The sequence below is a fragment of the Pseudomonas sp. KH_021 genome (assembly GCF_057838865.1).
The window spans coordinates 4,504,339-4,518,857 of the sequence record NZ_CM174477.1 but is presented as its reverse complement, the minus strand read 5'-3'; the positions used below and the strand labels follow the sequence as shown (position 1 = coordinate 4,518,857).

The 14,519-nt window shown below is 55.2% G+C and carries 15 protein-coding genes; 11 read left to right on the top strand and 4 right to left on the bottom strand.

The features are described from left to right. The first annotated feature begins 3 nt into the window (after positions 1-3). The 3 genes from AC3IX4_RS20850 (at position 4) to AC3IX4_RS20840 (ending at position 2,765) form a co-directional block, all read left to right on the top strand. Entirely contained in the window at positions 4-993 is a 990-nt protein-coding gene (locus AC3IX4_RS20850; protein WP_489257279.1) for an ornithine cyclodeaminase family protein, read from the top strand. Positions 994-1,054: 61 nt separating this feature from the next. After that, on the top strand, positions 1,055-2,029 hold the full coding sequence (locus tag AC3IX4_RS20845) for an NAD(P)-dependent oxidoreductase (protein WP_489257278.1): 975 nt from the start codon (positions 1,055-1,057) through the stop codon (positions 2,027-2,029). After that, positions 2,022-2,765: a class II aldolase/adducin family protein gene (locus tag AC3IX4_RS20840; protein WP_489257277.1), complete on the top strand. Its 744-nt coding sequence runs from the start codon at positions 2,022-2,024 to the stop codon at positions 2,763-2,765. The genes AC3IX4_RS20845 and AC3IX4_RS20840 overlap by 8 nt, the downstream gene beginning before the upstream one ends. Positions 2,766-3,046: 281 nt before the next feature. On the opposite strand, the gene AC3IX4_RS20835 is transcribed toward AC3IX4_RS20840, so the two are convergent. Beyond that, positions 3,047-4,114, bottom strand: a complete 1,068-nt coding sequence (locus AC3IX4_RS20835; protein WP_489256307.1) for an IS630 family transposase — start codon at positions 4,112-4,114, stop codon at positions 3,047-3,049. A gap of 81 nt (positions 4,115-4,195) precedes the next feature. On the opposite strand from AC3IX4_RS20835, the gene AC3IX4_RS20830 reads away from it, so the two are divergent. From AC3IX4_RS20830 to leuS, 3 genes are all read left to right on the top strand, one after another. Further along, positions 4,196-5,011 (top strand): pyridoxal phosphate-dependent aminotransferase, encoded by an 816-nt coding sequence (locus AC3IX4_RS20830; protein ID WP_489257276.1) that lies wholly within the window; start codon positions 4,196-4,198, stop codon positions 5,009-5,011. Between the two features lie 173 nt (positions 5,012-5,184). Continuing rightward, positions 5,185-6,354 carry an MFS transporter gene (locus AC3IX4_RS20825; protein WP_489257275.1) on the top strand — a complete coding sequence of 390 codons (1,170 nt, stop codon included), beginning with the start codon at positions 5,185-5,187 and terminating at the stop codon, positions 6,352-6,354. A gap of 373 nt (positions 6,355-6,727) precedes the next feature. After that, positions 6,728-9,319 carry a leucine--tRNA ligase gene (gene leuS / locus AC3IX4_RS20820; RefSeq protein WP_489257274.1) on the top strand — a complete coding sequence of 864 codons (2,592 nt, stop codon included), beginning with the start codon at positions 6,728-6,730 and terminating at the stop codon, positions 9,317-9,319. A gap of 176 nt (positions 9,320-9,495) precedes the next feature. On the opposite strand, the gene AC3IX4_RS20815 is transcribed toward leuS, so the two are convergent. The 3 genes from AC3IX4_RS20815 to AC3IX4_RS20805 are packed head-to-tail and all read right to left on the bottom strand — an operon-like array spanning position 9,496 to position 10,533. After that, positions 9,496-9,834 carry a hypothetical protein gene (locus tag AC3IX4_RS20815; protein ID WP_489257273.1) on the bottom strand — a complete coding sequence of 113 codons (339 nt, stop codon included), beginning with the start codon at positions 9,832-9,834 and terminating at the stop codon, positions 9,496-9,498. Then, entirely contained in the window at positions 9,831-10,217 is a 387-nt protein-coding gene (locus tag AC3IX4_RS20810) for a phage holin family protein (protein ID WP_489257272.1), read from the bottom strand. The genes AC3IX4_RS20815 and AC3IX4_RS20810 overlap by 4 nt, the downstream gene beginning before the upstream one ends. A 1-nt stretch (position 10,218) precedes the next feature. Further along, a complete protein-coding gene (locus AC3IX4_RS20805) occupies positions 10,219-10,533 on the bottom strand; it encodes an ElaB/YgaM/YqjD family protein (RefSeq protein WP_489257271.1) in 315 nt (104 codons plus the stop codon). Between the two features lie 347 nt (positions 10,534-10,880). On the opposite strand from AC3IX4_RS20805, the gene AC3IX4_RS20800 reads away from it, so the two are divergent. The 5 genes from AC3IX4_RS20800 (at position 10,881) to AC3IX4_RS20780 (ending at position 14,367) form a co-directional block, all read left to right on the top strand. Beyond that, entirely contained in the window at positions 10,881-12,089 is a 1,209-nt protein-coding gene (locus AC3IX4_RS20800) for an ammonium transporter (protein WP_489257270.1), read from the top strand. A 97-nt stretch (positions 12,090-12,186) separates the two neighbouring features. Beyond that, the gene (locus AC3IX4_RS20795) at positions 12,187-12,423 is read left to right on the top strand and encodes a glutaredoxin family protein (protein ID WP_489257269.1); all 237 of its coding nucleotides are present in this window, start codon (positions 12,187-12,189) and stop codon (positions 12,421-12,423) included. A gap of 152 nt (positions 12,424-12,575) precedes the next feature. Then, positions 12,576-13,007 carry a D-Ala-D-Ala carboxypeptidase family metallohydrolase gene (locus AC3IX4_RS20790; protein WP_489257268.1) on the top strand — a complete coding sequence of 144 codons (432 nt, stop codon included), beginning with the start codon at positions 12,576-12,578 and terminating at the stop codon, positions 13,005-13,007. A 104-nt stretch (positions 13,008-13,111) separates the two neighbouring features. After that, positions 13,112-13,423: a transcriptional regulator gene (locus AC3IX4_RS20785; protein WP_489257267.1), complete on the top strand. Its 312-nt coding sequence runs from the start codon at positions 13,112-13,114 to the stop codon at positions 13,421-13,423. Positions 13,424-13,473: 50 nt separating this feature from the next. Next, entirely contained in the window at positions 13,474-14,367 is an 894-nt protein-coding gene (locus tag AC3IX4_RS20780; RefSeq protein ID WP_489257266.1) for a pseudouridine synthase, read from the top strand. Positions 14,368-14,519 lie beyond the last annotated feature (152 nt).

Below are 14,519 nucleotides of genomic sequence, written 5' to 3'. Positions count from 1 at the left end.
GCCATGCTACTTCTTAATCGCCAAGATATTAGACGTTGTGTCGAGTTGCCAAACCTTATTCGTGCACTAGAGGACGCTCATCGGGGATTTGCATTATCGCCTCCCGTAGTTCCACAGCGTTCGATCATCACTCACCAGCGACAAACAGCGTTTTCTTTATTCATGCCTGCCTTATTGCCTGAGAATCAGACGCTCGGCATCAAGGTGTCGTCGTTTCATCCCCGCAACACCGTACAAGGGCTGTCGGCGGTCAATGGTGCAGTGTTATTGATCGATATTGAAACCGGGCAGTTGCTGGCTATGCTCGAGAGCGCAACCCTGACGGCTATCCGTACCAGTGCCATGAGTGCGCTGGCGACGGACAAGCTCTGCCCGCGGGCGCGACTCAATCTGGCAGTGATAGGTGCTGGGGCCCAGGCTGCTGAGCATATCAATGCGATGGCCGCTATCAGGGATCTGGGGTTGGTCAGGATATATTCCCGTCGTCTGTCCCAAAGTACTGCATTGGCCGAGCGATTAGCTATTGAGCTTTCGCTGTCGATCGAAGCTGTCAACAGCATGGATGAGGCACTAGCTGATGCGGACATTATCTGTACGACCACCTCCCATAACAGTCCGATTCCCTTGATTGGGGAGCATCAACTCAAACCCAATGCACATATCAATGCAATTGGTGGCAGTACGCTACAGGCATGCGAAATTGATCCCCGATTACTGCGCAATGCCCGGGTTCACGTTGATGATTTGGACGCTGCACGACGTGAGTCAGGGGAAATTGCGCAGGCGTTGGCGTTATCGCTAATGAGTGAAAGGGATATTCGCGATATCAGTGCTTTGGTCGTCGAACAGCCTTTGCCGGTAAGGCGAAAACAGGGTCTGAGTTATTTTCGCAGTGTTGGGCATGCGAGCCAGGATATGGTTATCGCTGCCTGCATCTACGACGCGGCCAAGGCAGGCCGCATAGGCTGGCACTGCGATTATTTCAATACTTGATAGGTATCAGGCGCGCAATTTGGAATCGGCAATGTAACTGACACGGAAGAAAGAAATGCCCATGAATATTCTGATGATCGATTCGCAGCGGGTAAACTATATTGAACCGGGGGAATACTCCCCGAGGGCGGAGCAGCATTATACCCTTGAGGTCACTTCTCAGCCCACTGATGAGCAATTGGCCCGGGCCGACGGAATTATCGCATTTCATTCGGTTGTCATCGATGCGCTGTTAATAGCCAGAATGCATCGATGCCGCGCGTTGGTGAAAGCGACCATCGGACTTGATGATGTGGATATCGAGGCGTTGAGCGCGAAGGGTATTCTTTGTTCAAACATCGGTGCTGTGGGAGCGGAGGAAGTCGCGGAACACACTTTGGCTCTGATTCTCTTCGCGCAGCGCAAGCTCCTCGATTACACCAGGCATACCCGGCAGGGTGGCTGGAGCTGGCGGGCCCACGCAGGGATAGTGAAGGCCTGCAGTGACACGGTTCTGGGTTTAATAGGCTATGGGGCAACCGGGAGGGCATTGGCGCGCAGAGCTGCGGCCCTTGGCTACCAGATGTGTTTTTACGATCCTCGGGTCGAGCGCTGTATCGAAGGTATTGCACAGAGTGAAACTCTCGAGTCTTTGCTCGACAGGGCCGATGTCATATCGCTTCATATTCCTCTTACCCAAGACACTCTGCATCTGTTGAGTGATGTGCGTTTTTCTCAGATGAAACGCGGCGCGACCCTAATCAATACCTCGCGAGGTGGTGTTGTTGATACCGAAGCTCTACAACGAGCCTTGCAGTCCGGGACGGTATCCTTGGCTCTGCTGGATGTCGTGCAGGAAGAACCAACACCTCCCAAGGCTCTGATCGAACATGAGCGTGTGTTGTTGACGCCGCATGCCGCGTTTTACAGTGAGCGCTCTCTGGGTCGGTTGAAGGGCGATGCCTTGGAAACAATGCTGGCTCTATTGCAGGGGCGAAAGGTCGAAACCGTGGTCAATCCCGATTGCGTCTCGGGTGAGGCATCAGGATATGTTTGAATTGAATCTTGCTGGACTTGAGCCTTCTCGGTCCAGGTTGCCGGCCTGGTTCGATCTACGGATCGGTAACAGTATTCTTCAATACGGTCAGCGTCTGGCAACACGTCAGCTGCTGGTCAATACGCTGGGCAATATCGCTGTGCGCAGCCATTGTCCGTACTGGAAACGCGACGTTATATACACCAAGCACCGTGGTCTCTCACTAGAAGAGTGCGGTCTAGAACACCTGGCTGTTCTGGACATGCAGTCCGATGAGCTATTGCACGGTTGTTACAGGCCCAGTCAGGGGCATCAGATGCACCGGGAAATCATGCGCTGTCGCTCTGATGTCAATGCCACCGTGCATCTTCATCCCAATGACGTTATCTCGTTCTTCTCCGTCATGCAGTGGCGGGAGATGGAGTACGTGTCGAACGATACGGCACTGGTTATGGGCAAGCCACCGTACATTCTCGGTGAGGGAGTGAATGTTGAATTGGATGTCAGCCCTATTGGCCAATGTGCCAATGACACCAACTGTATCGTCATGCCCAGTCATGGAATCACCTGCTTTGGCCACGACCTGTCCGAGGCGTTTCATCGCGCGGTGGCGTTCACTGCGGAAATCAGCCGGTTGATAACCTGCCAGTATTTGTCGGCAGCTACGGGGAAGTCGGTGGTGTATGCCAGCGACGAAGACGTAAGACAGATGTATGAACTTGGCGAGCAAGTGATTTATGGGGAAATGCACAAATGAAAATTGACGAGCAAATTTTGCGATCGGGACTATGGAGGGCGCCCGAGCGTGACCTGTCCTCAGTGTTGTTGGACTTGAACGAGAACCAGTTTTTACATGCGTTTCTGGCTCGGTTCGTTGCCACCGAGTTACAGCCCCTGGATTTGTTTACCTATCCAAACTATCAACCTCTGTTGGTTGAGCTGGCAAAGTACTGCAAGGTTCCCGTTGACAATTTGCTTCTGACTAATGGGGCGGACCAAGCGATCGACCTAGTGTGCTGTCTTCGAAATAATTTATCCCTATGGTACGGCCTCAAGTGCCTCGCGAGCTCGTTGGATTTTGCTCAAAATCTCCTCGCCTTTCGCGTTCCAAACGTACCGGGTCGGCTGAGCATTTCTTAGTGCCATGAACGTTGTTATCGAGGATTCCAACTCGCGCACCGAGGCAAAGCTACCGTCTCGTAGATACACCGTGATGTCTCGGAAAAATCGTTCGACCATGTTCATCCAAGAGCTGGACGTCGGTGTGAAGTGCATATGGAAACGCGGGTGCTTCGCCAGCCAGGTTTTCACGGCGGCGTGCTTGTGCGTCGCATAGTTATCGACGATCAGGTGAAGCTGGAGATTCTTGGGGGTCTGCTTGTTGATCTTCTTGAGGAAGGACAACCACTCTTGATGACGGTGTTGACGTTCGATGCTGCTGATCAATTTTCCCTGCAGATAATCCAGCGCAGCGAATAATGTAACCGTGCCGTGGCGGGTGTAATCATGTGATTTCGTCTGGATGTGGCCGATGCCCAGAGGCAATCCAGGCTGCGTGCGTTCCAAGGCCTGCACCTGGCTTTTTTCGTCGCAACACAGCACCAATGCCTTGTCCGGCGGGGCCAGGTAAAGGCCGATAACATCCCAGAATTTCTGTTCGAACTGCGGATCGTTTGAGAGCTTGAAGGTGCGAGTCAGATGAGGCTTCAAGTCATTGGCAGCCCATAACTTATGGACCGTACTCGAAGAAATCCCGACCGCTCTCGCCATACTCCTGCAGCTCCATCGCGACTCGCCAATGCGAGGTTTCGTGACCTGCTCCAAGACGCGGCGGACAGTATCGGCAGGCAGCGACGACTTGCGTCCACGACCTGGTTTATCAATCAATCCGTCGAGCCGGAGCAACTGAAAGCGTTGGCACCAGTTGGTGACTGTCGGGAGAGAAAACCCAGTCAGTCGTGCAATCTCTTCCCGTGTTTCGCCCTGTGCTGCAAGCAGCACAATGCGTGCTCTACGACCTTCACGCTGGGGAATGGTGGCGGAGCGAACGCGCCGGTTCAGTTCGGCCTTTTCTTCGGAGCTAAGCGTAATGTCCAGTGCGCTCACCTGAAGCTCTCCAAGGGGGAAATGACACCTGAAGTGTAGGTGAAAAATTAGAAAAGCTATTTCGCAGACAGCACACTAGTTGTGCGGTTACTGTTCTCATCAGGGGATCGGGTGGTAGTTCCTTCCCCGGTCTTTTCCTTCTATTACCAAATACTCGACATAAATGGCGTGACGCCGGTAATCGTGGGGTTTGAGAAACAGGCCCAAAGATTCGTACTGCCAATTGGAGCGGTCCTCGAAGCTTTGGATGCCAGCGAGGGATTGATCCTGTGCAACCCCAACAATCCGCTGGGTGTACGAACCGCCCCTGAACAATTGAGAATTTTGGTCGAGGCCTGCGTAAGGCAGGACAAACCGATAATCGTTGACGAATGCTACTTTGAATACCTGCAACAATCGTGTCTGGATGCATTCAGCTCGGTCAGGCAGTTGTTCGTAATTCGTTCGTTCTCCAAGTATTTTGGCCTGGCCGGATTGCGTCTGGGGTATGTCGTCACTCGTCCAGAATTGACTCGTGAACTGTTAAAGGTGCGTGGTCCCTGGGATGTAAATCATGTCGCGGTGAAAGCGGCTTTGTTCTGCTTGCAGAATCAGGAGGTTTTGCGGTTGGCTCACGATAATCTTGAACATGTCAAGGATGAAATAATAAAAGTCTGCCGAGACAATGGGATTGTTGTATACGAAAGTGATACGAATTTTTTGCTGATGCAGGATCATAGTGACGGTCATTTAGCCAACGCTTTCGCTCAGGCTAATATTCGTGTAAGCGACTGTTCACAATACCCTCATAGTTTCGGCTTGCTACGTAATATGCTGCGTGTGGCTGTTCCGGCGTCATCAGATCTCAAGGTTTTTCTGATGGCGATAACGCAAGGGAGTCGCAGTGCGGCTTGCTAGGGTGATAAGTCGCGGTCGGTAATTTTGCAGGCCGAGCATACGCTGTGGGTGCTAAAGCTCACTATTTCTACATTTAGAATGCATTTGTTGGGGTCTGGCATTGGGTGTGTACGGAGCGTCGAGGTGATCCTGAAGTGAAGAGACTCTTGAAAAGAACCAGTCTGGCGGCAGGGATGCGTAATATCATTTTGCTCCGGTTGCTTTTCGTCACGGCGAACGCCTTGGGGCCTTTTGCTGCCTTATTTTTCCAGCGTCACTACCAACTCGAAAATTCGGAGGTAGCGTTAGTGATTACGTTGATATCGGCCTTCTATCTCGCGGGTAATCTATTGGGCGGAGTGCTTGTCAGTCATTGTTCCTTTCGGGCGCTATTGATTAGTACCTCGTCCTGTTCAACGGTGTTTTTATTACTCGCCGTCGTGCTTGGCACATCGGTCGCCTCTATTGTTATGGTGCTGTTGTTCATGCTGTGCGCGGGCCTGATCACGCCCGTATTTAGTGTCCTCACGTCCTTGACTGCTGATGAAAATAATCGCATTGCCTCCTTTGGCTATTTGCACCTGGCCAGCAATCTGGGGGGTGCTCTTCTATTCGTAATGGGTGGGTATTTACTCGGCCTCGATAGCCACTACCTAATGCTTTTTGCGATGGTCGTGAGTGTGTTGTGCCTTTTGGCGAGTGCTTTTCTGGCGCTACCGGAGCGCCAGGACGGTGAGCCGAAAGCCAGAAGGGCTTCACTTGACGCAGTGGTCAATGTGCCTAGGATTTTGATCGTAGCTGGCGCCATATTCTTTGCGTTATCGGTGTTGGATGCCCAACGAGAGTATCAGTTGCCACTATGGCTGGACGAGGTGACGGCGGGGCAGGCTGCCAGCGTGTTCGGTGCTGTAGGAATCGTCAATGCGTTGCTGGTCATCCTGTTGACGCAACCACTGCTTGCGCTGACGTCGCGTTTCGGAGCGCTCACCAATCTGTCTCTTGCTGCGGTCTTTTACGGTATAGGATTTGGCGCATACGCGCTTTTTGAGCAGACAGCTGCAATTCTTGCGTTTGTTGCTGTGTGGACGCTGGGTGAGATTATCGGCATCACCTATATCACGGCGTTGATTTCGCAGAAATCCTCATTGCAAGCCCAGGCCAGTCTGTTCTCCCTTATTCCTGTCTTACAGGTGGGGGCGAGGATAGTGTCCGTAGGGATCGGTGCCTCACTGATCGCAGGGGTCGGCTTTCAGCTGAGTTGGATCATCTATGGACTGCTGGGCATCCTGTTCGGGGGCGTCTGTCTTGTGGGTATCCGCAGGGCGGAAGCGGCGCTCCGTGTTTCATCGCCGCAAAGGAGCTGAAACTTGCATCCGAAGCAGGCTGACTAGCCCGTTTCAAATATCAATGGAAAGAGGAGTGTTTGGGATGTGCGCGACAATCTAAAAATACCGATTTTTTGAACGGGTGCGTTTGAAGAATTTCACCTGTCTCGGGGCTCATCATATACCCCTGCAGTTCCTTGAAAAAATACTCACAGTATAAGGAGAGATTTTAACCAAATTTTTTGGTTGCCCATGGTGCTCTGCAATGATCGCTTACAGCGAAATATAAACCATCTCGTGCATTTATTTGGCCCGGTGGCAAACGTCCTCTTGTGAAGTCGACCGGAAACTTACAAGGGTGTGAATCGAGCGAGTCATTGTCGTTCAGCCCCAGCAATTTCAAGGAAGCTCTATGCGACCGCAGTATGATCCAGCCTGGGTAGAAAGTACGGCGCAGGCCAAATGGCTTCAAGATGACGTATTCAGAGCGGTCGAAGATGAACGTCGTCCCAAGTTTTATGCCTGCTCCATGCTTCCCTACCCATCGGGTAAGTTGCACATGGGCCATGTACGCAATTATACGATCAACGATATGCTGGCCCGTCATTTACGCATGAAGGGGTTCAATGTGCTCATGCCGATGGGGTGGGATGCCTTCGGTTTGCCGGCAGAGAATGCGGCAATGCAGTCGGGTGTTTCTCCCGCCCAGTGGACACGGCAAAATATTGCTGACATGAAGTCGCAAATGCAGCCGCTGGGGCTGGCTTTTGACTGGTCGCGAGAAATCGCCACCTGCGACCCGGAATACTACAAGTGGAACCAATGGTTTTTCTTGAAGCTGCTGGAGAAGGGCGTGGCTTACAAGAAAACACAGATAGTCAACTGGGACCCTGTCGATCAAACAGTTCTGGCCAATGAACAGGTGATCGATGGTCGAGGCTGGCGATCTGGGGCGCTCGTCGAGAAGCGGGAAATTCCCGGGTACTACCTGCGCATCACTCAATATGCCGAAGAGCTGCTATCGTCCATCGACACGTTGGATGGCTGGCCAGACATGGTCCGCACCATGCAGCGCAACTGGATCGGCAAGGCCACTGGGGTTCGCTTGGCATTCGCCCACAATATTCAGGACGCCAGTGGGCAACTGATTGATGCAGGCAAACTGTGGGTGTTTACAACCCGTGTAGATACGCTCACGGGAGTGACGTTTTGTGCCATTTCCCCCGAGCATGCACTTGCCAAACGCGCTCTGGAGATCAATCCCGGCCTTGAGTCGCAGGTGCAGGCGTGTCGGCAAGCGGCAGATGCGGGCACGGCTTTCAGAGCCCAAGCCAAGATTGGCGTTCCTACCGGTATGCAGGTCGACCACCCGTTGACTGGTGAGCCTGTCGCACTGTGGATTACCAACTATGTGCTCGGTGAATATGGTGAAGGGGCCCTGATGGGGGTGCCTGCTCATGATGAGCGTGACTTCGAATTTGCCAATCAATATGGTTTACCTGTTCGCCAGGTCATTGCCTACGACGATCAGGTATACGACCCGCGGGGCTGGTCAGACACCTACACCCGTCGGGACGGCCACCTCGTCAACTCCGGCACCTACGATGGACTGGCAGTCGCACAGGCCACCCAAGCCATCGTCGCTACACTGGTTGAGCGTGGGGTGGGCGAGGAAACCACCACATGGCGCCTGCGCGACTGGGGAATTTCACGTCAGCGTTACTGGGGTACCCCATTCCCCATTATTCATTGTGAGCAATGTGGCGACGTCCCAGTCCCTTACTCGGATCTGCCCGTGGTGTTGCCGACCGATTGCATTCCCGACGGCAGCGGCAATCCCTTGTCAGAGCATGACGGGTTTCGCCATGTGGCTTGCCCTCGCTGCGCGGCGCCTGCGCTGCGTGAAACGGACACCATGGATACCTTCGTGGATTCAAGTTGGTATTTCATGCGCTATTGCGATCCCGACAGTCATGCTTCGATGGTGGGGACCGGTAGTCGATACTGGATGCCGATCGACCAATACATCGGCGGTATTGAGCATGCGGTTCTGCATTTGCTCTACGCCAGATTCTGGACCCGGGCGATGCGTGACGAAGGGCTGGTGAGCTTCAGCGAGCCATTCATAAGCCTGTTTACCCAAGGAATGCTACTGCGTGAAAGTTATTACCGAAAAGCCGATGACGGTAGCCGACGGTGGTTCTATCCCGCTCAGGTATCGGTCGAATACGATGAAAAAAGCCGTCCGGTGAGGGCTACGGCGCTTGAGGACGGTTTGCCCGTCACCATTGGCGACGTGGAGAAGATGTCCAAGTCCAAGAACAACGTCGTCGAGCCGAAAGACATCATCAACAAGTTTGGTGCCGACACGGCTCGCTTGTTTACGATCTTTGCGGGGCCCCCTGACCAGAGCACGATTTGGAGCGACAGTGGCGTTGAGGGTGCCTATCGTTTCCTGCGCCGGCTCTGGCGTTTTGCCTGCGACGAACAGGCGTCACGTAATGGGGGTGAGCAGGTTGAAGACGTTGCCGAATCCAAGCGCGTGCGCTTTGAAATTCATTGTTTGCTGCAGCAGGTCAACAATGATTACGAACGGCTGCAATACAACACTGTGGTGTCGGGCGCGATGAAAATGCTCAAGGTTCTGGAGGGGGGCAAGGCGGCCGACCAGCAGACGTTCCGCGATGGCATGGCGATCCTGTTACAGGTTTTGCACCCTGTGACGCCGCATATCACCCAGATTCTATGGAGCGAGCTGGGGTTCGCAGGCGATATCTACGACAGCTCGTGGCCGGTGCCCGATAGCGAAGCTTTGAAGCAGGACGAAGTAAAAATGATGGTGCAGGTCAATGGCAGGTTGCGCGGAGAAATCATGGTCCCGGTTGATGCCAATCACGAATTGATACGAAGCCGGGCGCTTTCCGATGCTGCTTTGCGCAGCCACTTGGAGGGCGCAGGGAGGATGATCGTGGTACCCAACCGTCTGGTGAACTTTATCGTCTGAATACTCCGGGTCGATGCCCCTGCAAACGAAACCAAGCAGTACGGCTTAACTGATCTGCATTAGGGCAAGCCACCATAGGGTGGCGCTGAGGCAACATCCAGATGTGGGAGTGTGGCTTGCCGGAATGCCGGACCGCGGGGGATGCCATCGCCGGCAAGCCGTGCTCCTACAGGGCCTCAGTGTTTCGGCGGACCGCCTTGCATCACCAGCTTGATCAACGGGATCAGGCTGGTGCCCAGCTTGACCATCCGCGTGATCCCACCAGCGCCCCCGCGAGCGCCTTTGCCCGTCAGAAAGCCCAGCAAAATCACAGCCCCCATGCCCCACAAGGGGGCATGCTTGAAATCCAGGCTGCCCTGGATCTGGCGGGTCATGCCTTGCATTCGCTGCAGCGGGTTCACGATCTGGCGCGATTCATGGCGGATTTCCTGGCGGTGCATTTCCATGCGCAGGCGGATCAGGGCTTTGCGCAATTCTCGACGACTCTGGTTTTTCGGCATTTCAGGCAGGCTCATGGCAACAGGCGCTCCCGGTCATTGGCCAGCTCTTGCAGCGTGGCTTCGAAGGGTGACGACTCGTCGAAGATCGCCGCTTTGAGCCGGAGCGCGCAAAACACCGCCGCCAGTGCATAGAAGCCGCACAGGCCGATGATGCCCGCCATTCGATAACTGTCCCACACCAGGATAAGCAGCAGCGTCGACAGACCTATCAGCAGCAACAGGGCAAATACCAATGCGAGCCCGGCGAACAGCAGCAGGCTCACGGTACGGGCTTTCTGTTCCTGCAGCTCGATGCCGAACAGTTCGACGTGGCTGTGTAACAGGCCCAGGAAGGCAGCGCCCAGGCGTCGTGTCGAGGAGCCGGTGCCTGGCGAATCGTTTTCTGTACCCATGCTCATCTCAGCGCCGAGTTGCCAGCAGGCCCAGGACAAATCCAATGCCGGCAGCGATGCCTACCGACTGCCAAGGATTGTCGCGCACGTAGTCTTCGGTGGCGGTAACAGCAGCTTCGCCGCGTTCGCGCAGCGAGTCTTCAGTCTGCTTCAGGGTTTCGCGAGCGCGCAGCAGGCTGTCATGGATCTGCTCACGCAGTTCATCGGCCTGATCACCGGCCAGCGTGGCGGTATGTTCCAGCAGCTTCTCGGTATCGGCTACCAGGGACTGGAAATCTGCCATCAGGATGTCTTGAGCACTCTTTGCTGTTTTGCTGGCCATGGGTCTCTCCGTAAGGGTGGCTGGTGTCTGTTTCGAGTGGCGCGTGTCGTTGAAGGTTCAGTTCATCGCCAGAGTGGGCTTGAAAAGGGGTTTGGTACAGCTCTTGCTTCGGGCTGGTGCGTAAAGCTGGCAGGGGTGCGCTGAATTCGGGCAGAGGAATGAGCCCAAGCGCTTGAACCCTGGCTATATCAAATAAATCCCGAGGAAAATCTCGAGCGTCGATCGGTCCATGGCACTCAATTGGTTCACCGGTAGCAGGGAGAAAACTGCCGGGCGAGCCAAATCGGTGCAGCAGTTGGGGCCTCGACCTGCTTTGGTGCTTTTCCGTGAACAGGTCTGCTCCTTCCATGGATAATTTGCAAAGCGCAGTGGACACTCTGGTCCATGGCTCCAATACGCTGTTTCTTCTGACCGGTGCGGTGATGGTCCTGGCCATGCATGCAGGTTTCGCCTTCCTTGAAGTCGGTACCGTGCGGCATAAAAACCAAGTCAACGCCTTGTGCAAGATTCTCAGCGATTTTGCCGTCTCCACGCTGGCTTATTTCTTTATAGGCTACTGGATTGCCTACGGCGTGAGTTTCCTTCAGCCGGCGGCGGTGATCAGTGCCGACCATGGCTATGCGCTGGTGAAGTTTTTCTTCTTGCTGACATTCGCTGCAGCGATTCCGGCCATTATCTCCGGCGGTATTGCCGAGCGTGCCCGCTTTGCCCCCCAGCTGTGTGCGACGGTGTTGATTGTCGCCTTTGTCTATCCGTTTTTCGAGGGCATGATCTGGAACGGTAACTTCGGTTTCCAGGCCTGGCTGCTGGCGCGCTTCGGCGCCGGGTTCCACGATTTTGCCGGCTCCGTGGTGGTGCATGCCATGGGCGGCTGGTTGGCGCTGGCGGCGGTATTGTTGCTGGGCCCGCGCAATGGTCGCTATCGGGAGGGTCGCCTGGTCGCGTTTGCGCCCTCCAACATCCCTTTCCTGGCCCTGGGGTCGTGGATTCTGATTGTCGGCTGGTTCGGCTTCAACGTCATGAGTGCCCAGACGCTGCAAGGTGTCAGCGGGCTGGTGGCGGTCAACTCCCTGATGGCGATGGTCGGTGGCACGGTGGCGGCACTGCTGGTCGGTCGCAACGACCCGGGCTTTTTGCATAACGGTCCCTTGGCGGGCTTGGTGGCGATCTGCGCTGGTTCCGACTTGATGCACCCGGTCGGTGCGCTGGTCACGGGAGCGATTGCGGGTGCTTTATTTGTCTGGTGCTTCACCGCTGCACAGAATCGCTGGAAGATCGATGACGTTCTGGGGGTATGGCCGCTGCACGGGGTGTGCGGGCTGTGGGGCGGGATTGCGTGCGGCATTTTTGGCCAAGCAGCATTGGGTGGTTTGGGCGGCGTGAGTCTGGCCAGCCAGTTAGTGGGGTGTCTGGTCGGGGTCGTGGTAGCGCTGGTGGGCGGCTTCGCGGTTTATGCAGTGTTGCGCACGGTGACGGGGATTCGCTTGAGTCAGGAGCAGGAGTACTACGGCGCGGATCTGTCGATTCACAAGATCGGCTCGACCAATCAGGAGTGAGTCAAATCCGAGCAGCCGCGAGACCTTCGCGGCTCGACGACTCTATTATCTGGCCCTAGAATATTTTCCCTCCCACCCTGATAGCCGGACCCTGACCATGCTGCCTGAATGCAAACTGTTCGGTACCCTCGGATGCCATCTTTGCGAACTGGCCGAGGTAGAAATCATGCCGTTGGTTGAGCGCGGTTTGCTGGTCGAGTTAGTCGATATCGCCGACGATGAACAGTATTTAGCAGCCTACTCCTTGCGCATCCCCGTATTGCGTCGTGTCGACAATGGCGCCGAACTGAACTGGCCTTTCAACGGCGATCAGTTAGTTGCCTTTTTGCGCTGAAAACGCGCAAAGGTGGCCAGTGTCATCTGCTGATGCATTTCTGTCGCTGCACACGCAAACGGTTTGTGGAAAATGATTCGCCCCGGCCGAGACTCTGAAGCGGCCGGAAAAACACGAACATTTTCCTCAGACTGTGCCAAGGAGTGGCGACCATGTTCTTAAGCAAATTTTTTACCCTCGACGAACTGACCGTGTCGGAAACAGCCGCGCGCAAAGGTATTGATAACAATCCTGATCCGCAGATCCTGGCCCGGCTCAAGCGCCTGGCAGCGTTTCTCGAACAAGTGCGCGCCCTCACCAAAAGCCCGATCCTGGTCAGCAGTGGCTACCGTTCACCTTCGCTCAATCGATTGATCGGCGGTGCCGCCCGAAGTGCACACATGAGTGGCCTGGCCGCCGATATTTCCGCGCCGGGTTTTACGGCGCGCCAGTTGGCACAACTGATCGCCGACAGCGATCTGCCGTTCGACCAGGTCATTTTGGAGTTTGATCGCTGGGTGCATGTGGGCTTGAGCGAGGGGCCTGCTCGTCGGCAGGTGCTGACGGCGCGTCGAGGCCTTGGCTATCGAACCGGGCTTGTATGAATCCGACCACCTTGGTCGTTGACGAATAAAAGCTGTAGGCACTATGCTGTATATAAATACAGTATTAGTGGCGTGCCCGGCAGCACTGCCATGGAGGCCAAGCAATGGTCAATGTCGAACAATTGAAAAATAGCGTCAACCGCATGTCCGTCGACCTGCTCCGTGACGCGGTGCTGGAACTGCGTCTGGACGGGTTGGTGACAGAGGGCAAGACGCCGTTCAACAAGGTGCATTTCAACACCTGTTTTGCCGAGATCGAAGCCTTGTTCCAGCGCGCAGGCTATCACCGCCCGCTGGACGTGGTGGGTTATCAAGGCTTGCTGTACGCCTTGTATGACCCTAGCCGTTGGGAGGCGGTCGATGTGCTGCGTTGGCTCAAGGAGTTCACCGAAGCCGCCGCAACCCAGGCTGGCTGAGGGGCGAAGCTTGCTGGATAATGGCGCGCAATTGCCCTGTGAGTGTGTCCATGTCCAGCCTTCCTTTCGATCCGTCCCGTCTTCAGGCCAGCACCGTTTGCCTGCCACCTGGGCAGTGGTCGACGGTGTTGGACTGCCTTTGCGATCACTTCAAGGCTATCGGCCGGGAGCAATGGCTTGACCGTATCGCTCGTGGCCGGGTGCTGGATGCCATGGGGCAACCGATTGATGCCGCGCTGCCTTACAAGACTGGCCTGCGAATTCATTACTTTCGAGAAGTGCCGAACGAAAAGGTGATCCCCTTCCAGGAAAATATCCTGTTTGTGGATGAGCATCTGGTGATTGCCGACAAACCGCATTTCCTGCCAGTTACGCCAACAGGTGAATATGTCGAACACACCTTGTTGCGCCGCCTGATCCGTCGCTTGGACAACCCTAATCTGGTGCCCCTGCATCGCATCGACCGTCATACCGCAGGCCTGGTAATGTTCTCCGCCAACCCTCAAACGCGCGCGCTATATCAGTCGCTGTTCCCCAATCGAAAAATCGACAAGCACTACCAAGCCATTGCTGCACCTTTGCCGAACCTCGAGTTCCCTCTGGTACACAAAAGCCGGATGGTCAATGGCGAGCCGTTCTTTCGAATGCAGGAAGTGGAGGGCGAGAGCAACAGCGAAACGGTCGCGATGGTGCTGGAGAAGCGTGACCACTGGTGGCGCTACGGGCTGTCGCCGATCACCGGCAAAACCCATCAGTTGCGGGTCCACATGACCGCGCTGGGGGCGAGTATCTGTAACGACCCTTTCTATCCTGAAGTCAGCCCGCCGGGTGATGACGATTATACAAAGCCCTTGAAATTGCTGGCCAAGCGCCTTGAGTTCAGTGACCCACTGACCGGTGAGCCGCGAGTTTTTGAAAGCCGTCTGGAGCTGGACTGGCCTTAGTCGCTTTGTGAAAGTGGGGAAAACCGCCATCTCGGGATGAAATATCTTTCATTTGTGGCGGGAATCCGCCATTTCGCCGCCATGAAAACCTGGCAAAGCCCCGCGTCCGTTGGTCGCACGCAGTTCGGCACGCCGCTTGCTAAGCACGGCTC

Coding starts and splice junctions, on each gene's coding strand:
- AC3IX4_RS20850 (WP_489257279.1), top strand. CDS start 4: ATGCTACTTCTTAATCGCCAAGATATTAGACGTTGTGTCGAGTTGCCA.
- AC3IX4_RS20845 (WP_489257278.1), top strand. CDS start 1,055: ATGAATATTCTGATGATCGATTCGCAGCGGGTAAACTATATTGAACCG.
- AC3IX4_RS20840 (WP_489257277.1), top strand. CDS start 2,022: ATGTTTGAATTGAATCTTGCTGGACTTGAGCCTTCTCGGTCCAGGTTG.
- AC3IX4_RS20825 (WP_489257275.1), top strand. CDS start 5,185: ATGCGTAATATCATTTTGCTCCGGTTGCTTTTCGTCACGGCGAACGCC.
- leuS (WP_489257274.1), top strand. CDS start 6,728: ATGCGACCGCAGTATGATCCAGCCTGGGTAGAAAGTACGGCGCAGGCC.
- AC3IX4_RS20815 (WP_489257273.1), bottom strand. CDS start 9,834: ATGAGCCTGCCTGAAATGCCGAAAAACCAGAGTCGTCGAGAATTGCGC.
- AC3IX4_RS20810 (WP_489257272.1), bottom strand. CDS start 10,217: ATGAGCATGGGTACAGAAAACGATTCGCCAGGCACCGGCTCCTCGACA.
- AC3IX4_RS20805 (WP_489257271.1), bottom strand. CDS start 10,533: ATGGCCAGCAAAACAGCAAAGAGTGCTCAAGACATCCTGATGGCAGAT.
- AC3IX4_RS20800 (WP_489257270.1), top strand. CDS start 10,881: ATGGATAATTTGCAAAGCGCAGTGGACACTCTGGTCCATGGCTCCAAT.
- AC3IX4_RS20795 (WP_489257269.1), top strand. CDS start 12,187: ATGCTGCCTGAATGCAAACTGTTCGGTACCCTCGGATGCCATCTTTGC.
- AC3IX4_RS20790 (WP_489257268.1), top strand. CDS start 12,576: ATGTTCTTAAGCAAATTTTTTACCCTCGACGAACTGACCGTGTCGGAA.
- AC3IX4_RS20785 (WP_489257267.1), top strand. CDS start 13,112: ATGGTCAATGTCGAACAATTGAAAAATAGCGTCAACCGCATGTCCGTC.
- AC3IX4_RS20780 (WP_489257266.1), top strand. CDS start 13,474: ATGTCCAGCCTTCCTTTCGATCCGTCCCGTCTTCAGGCCAGCACCGTT.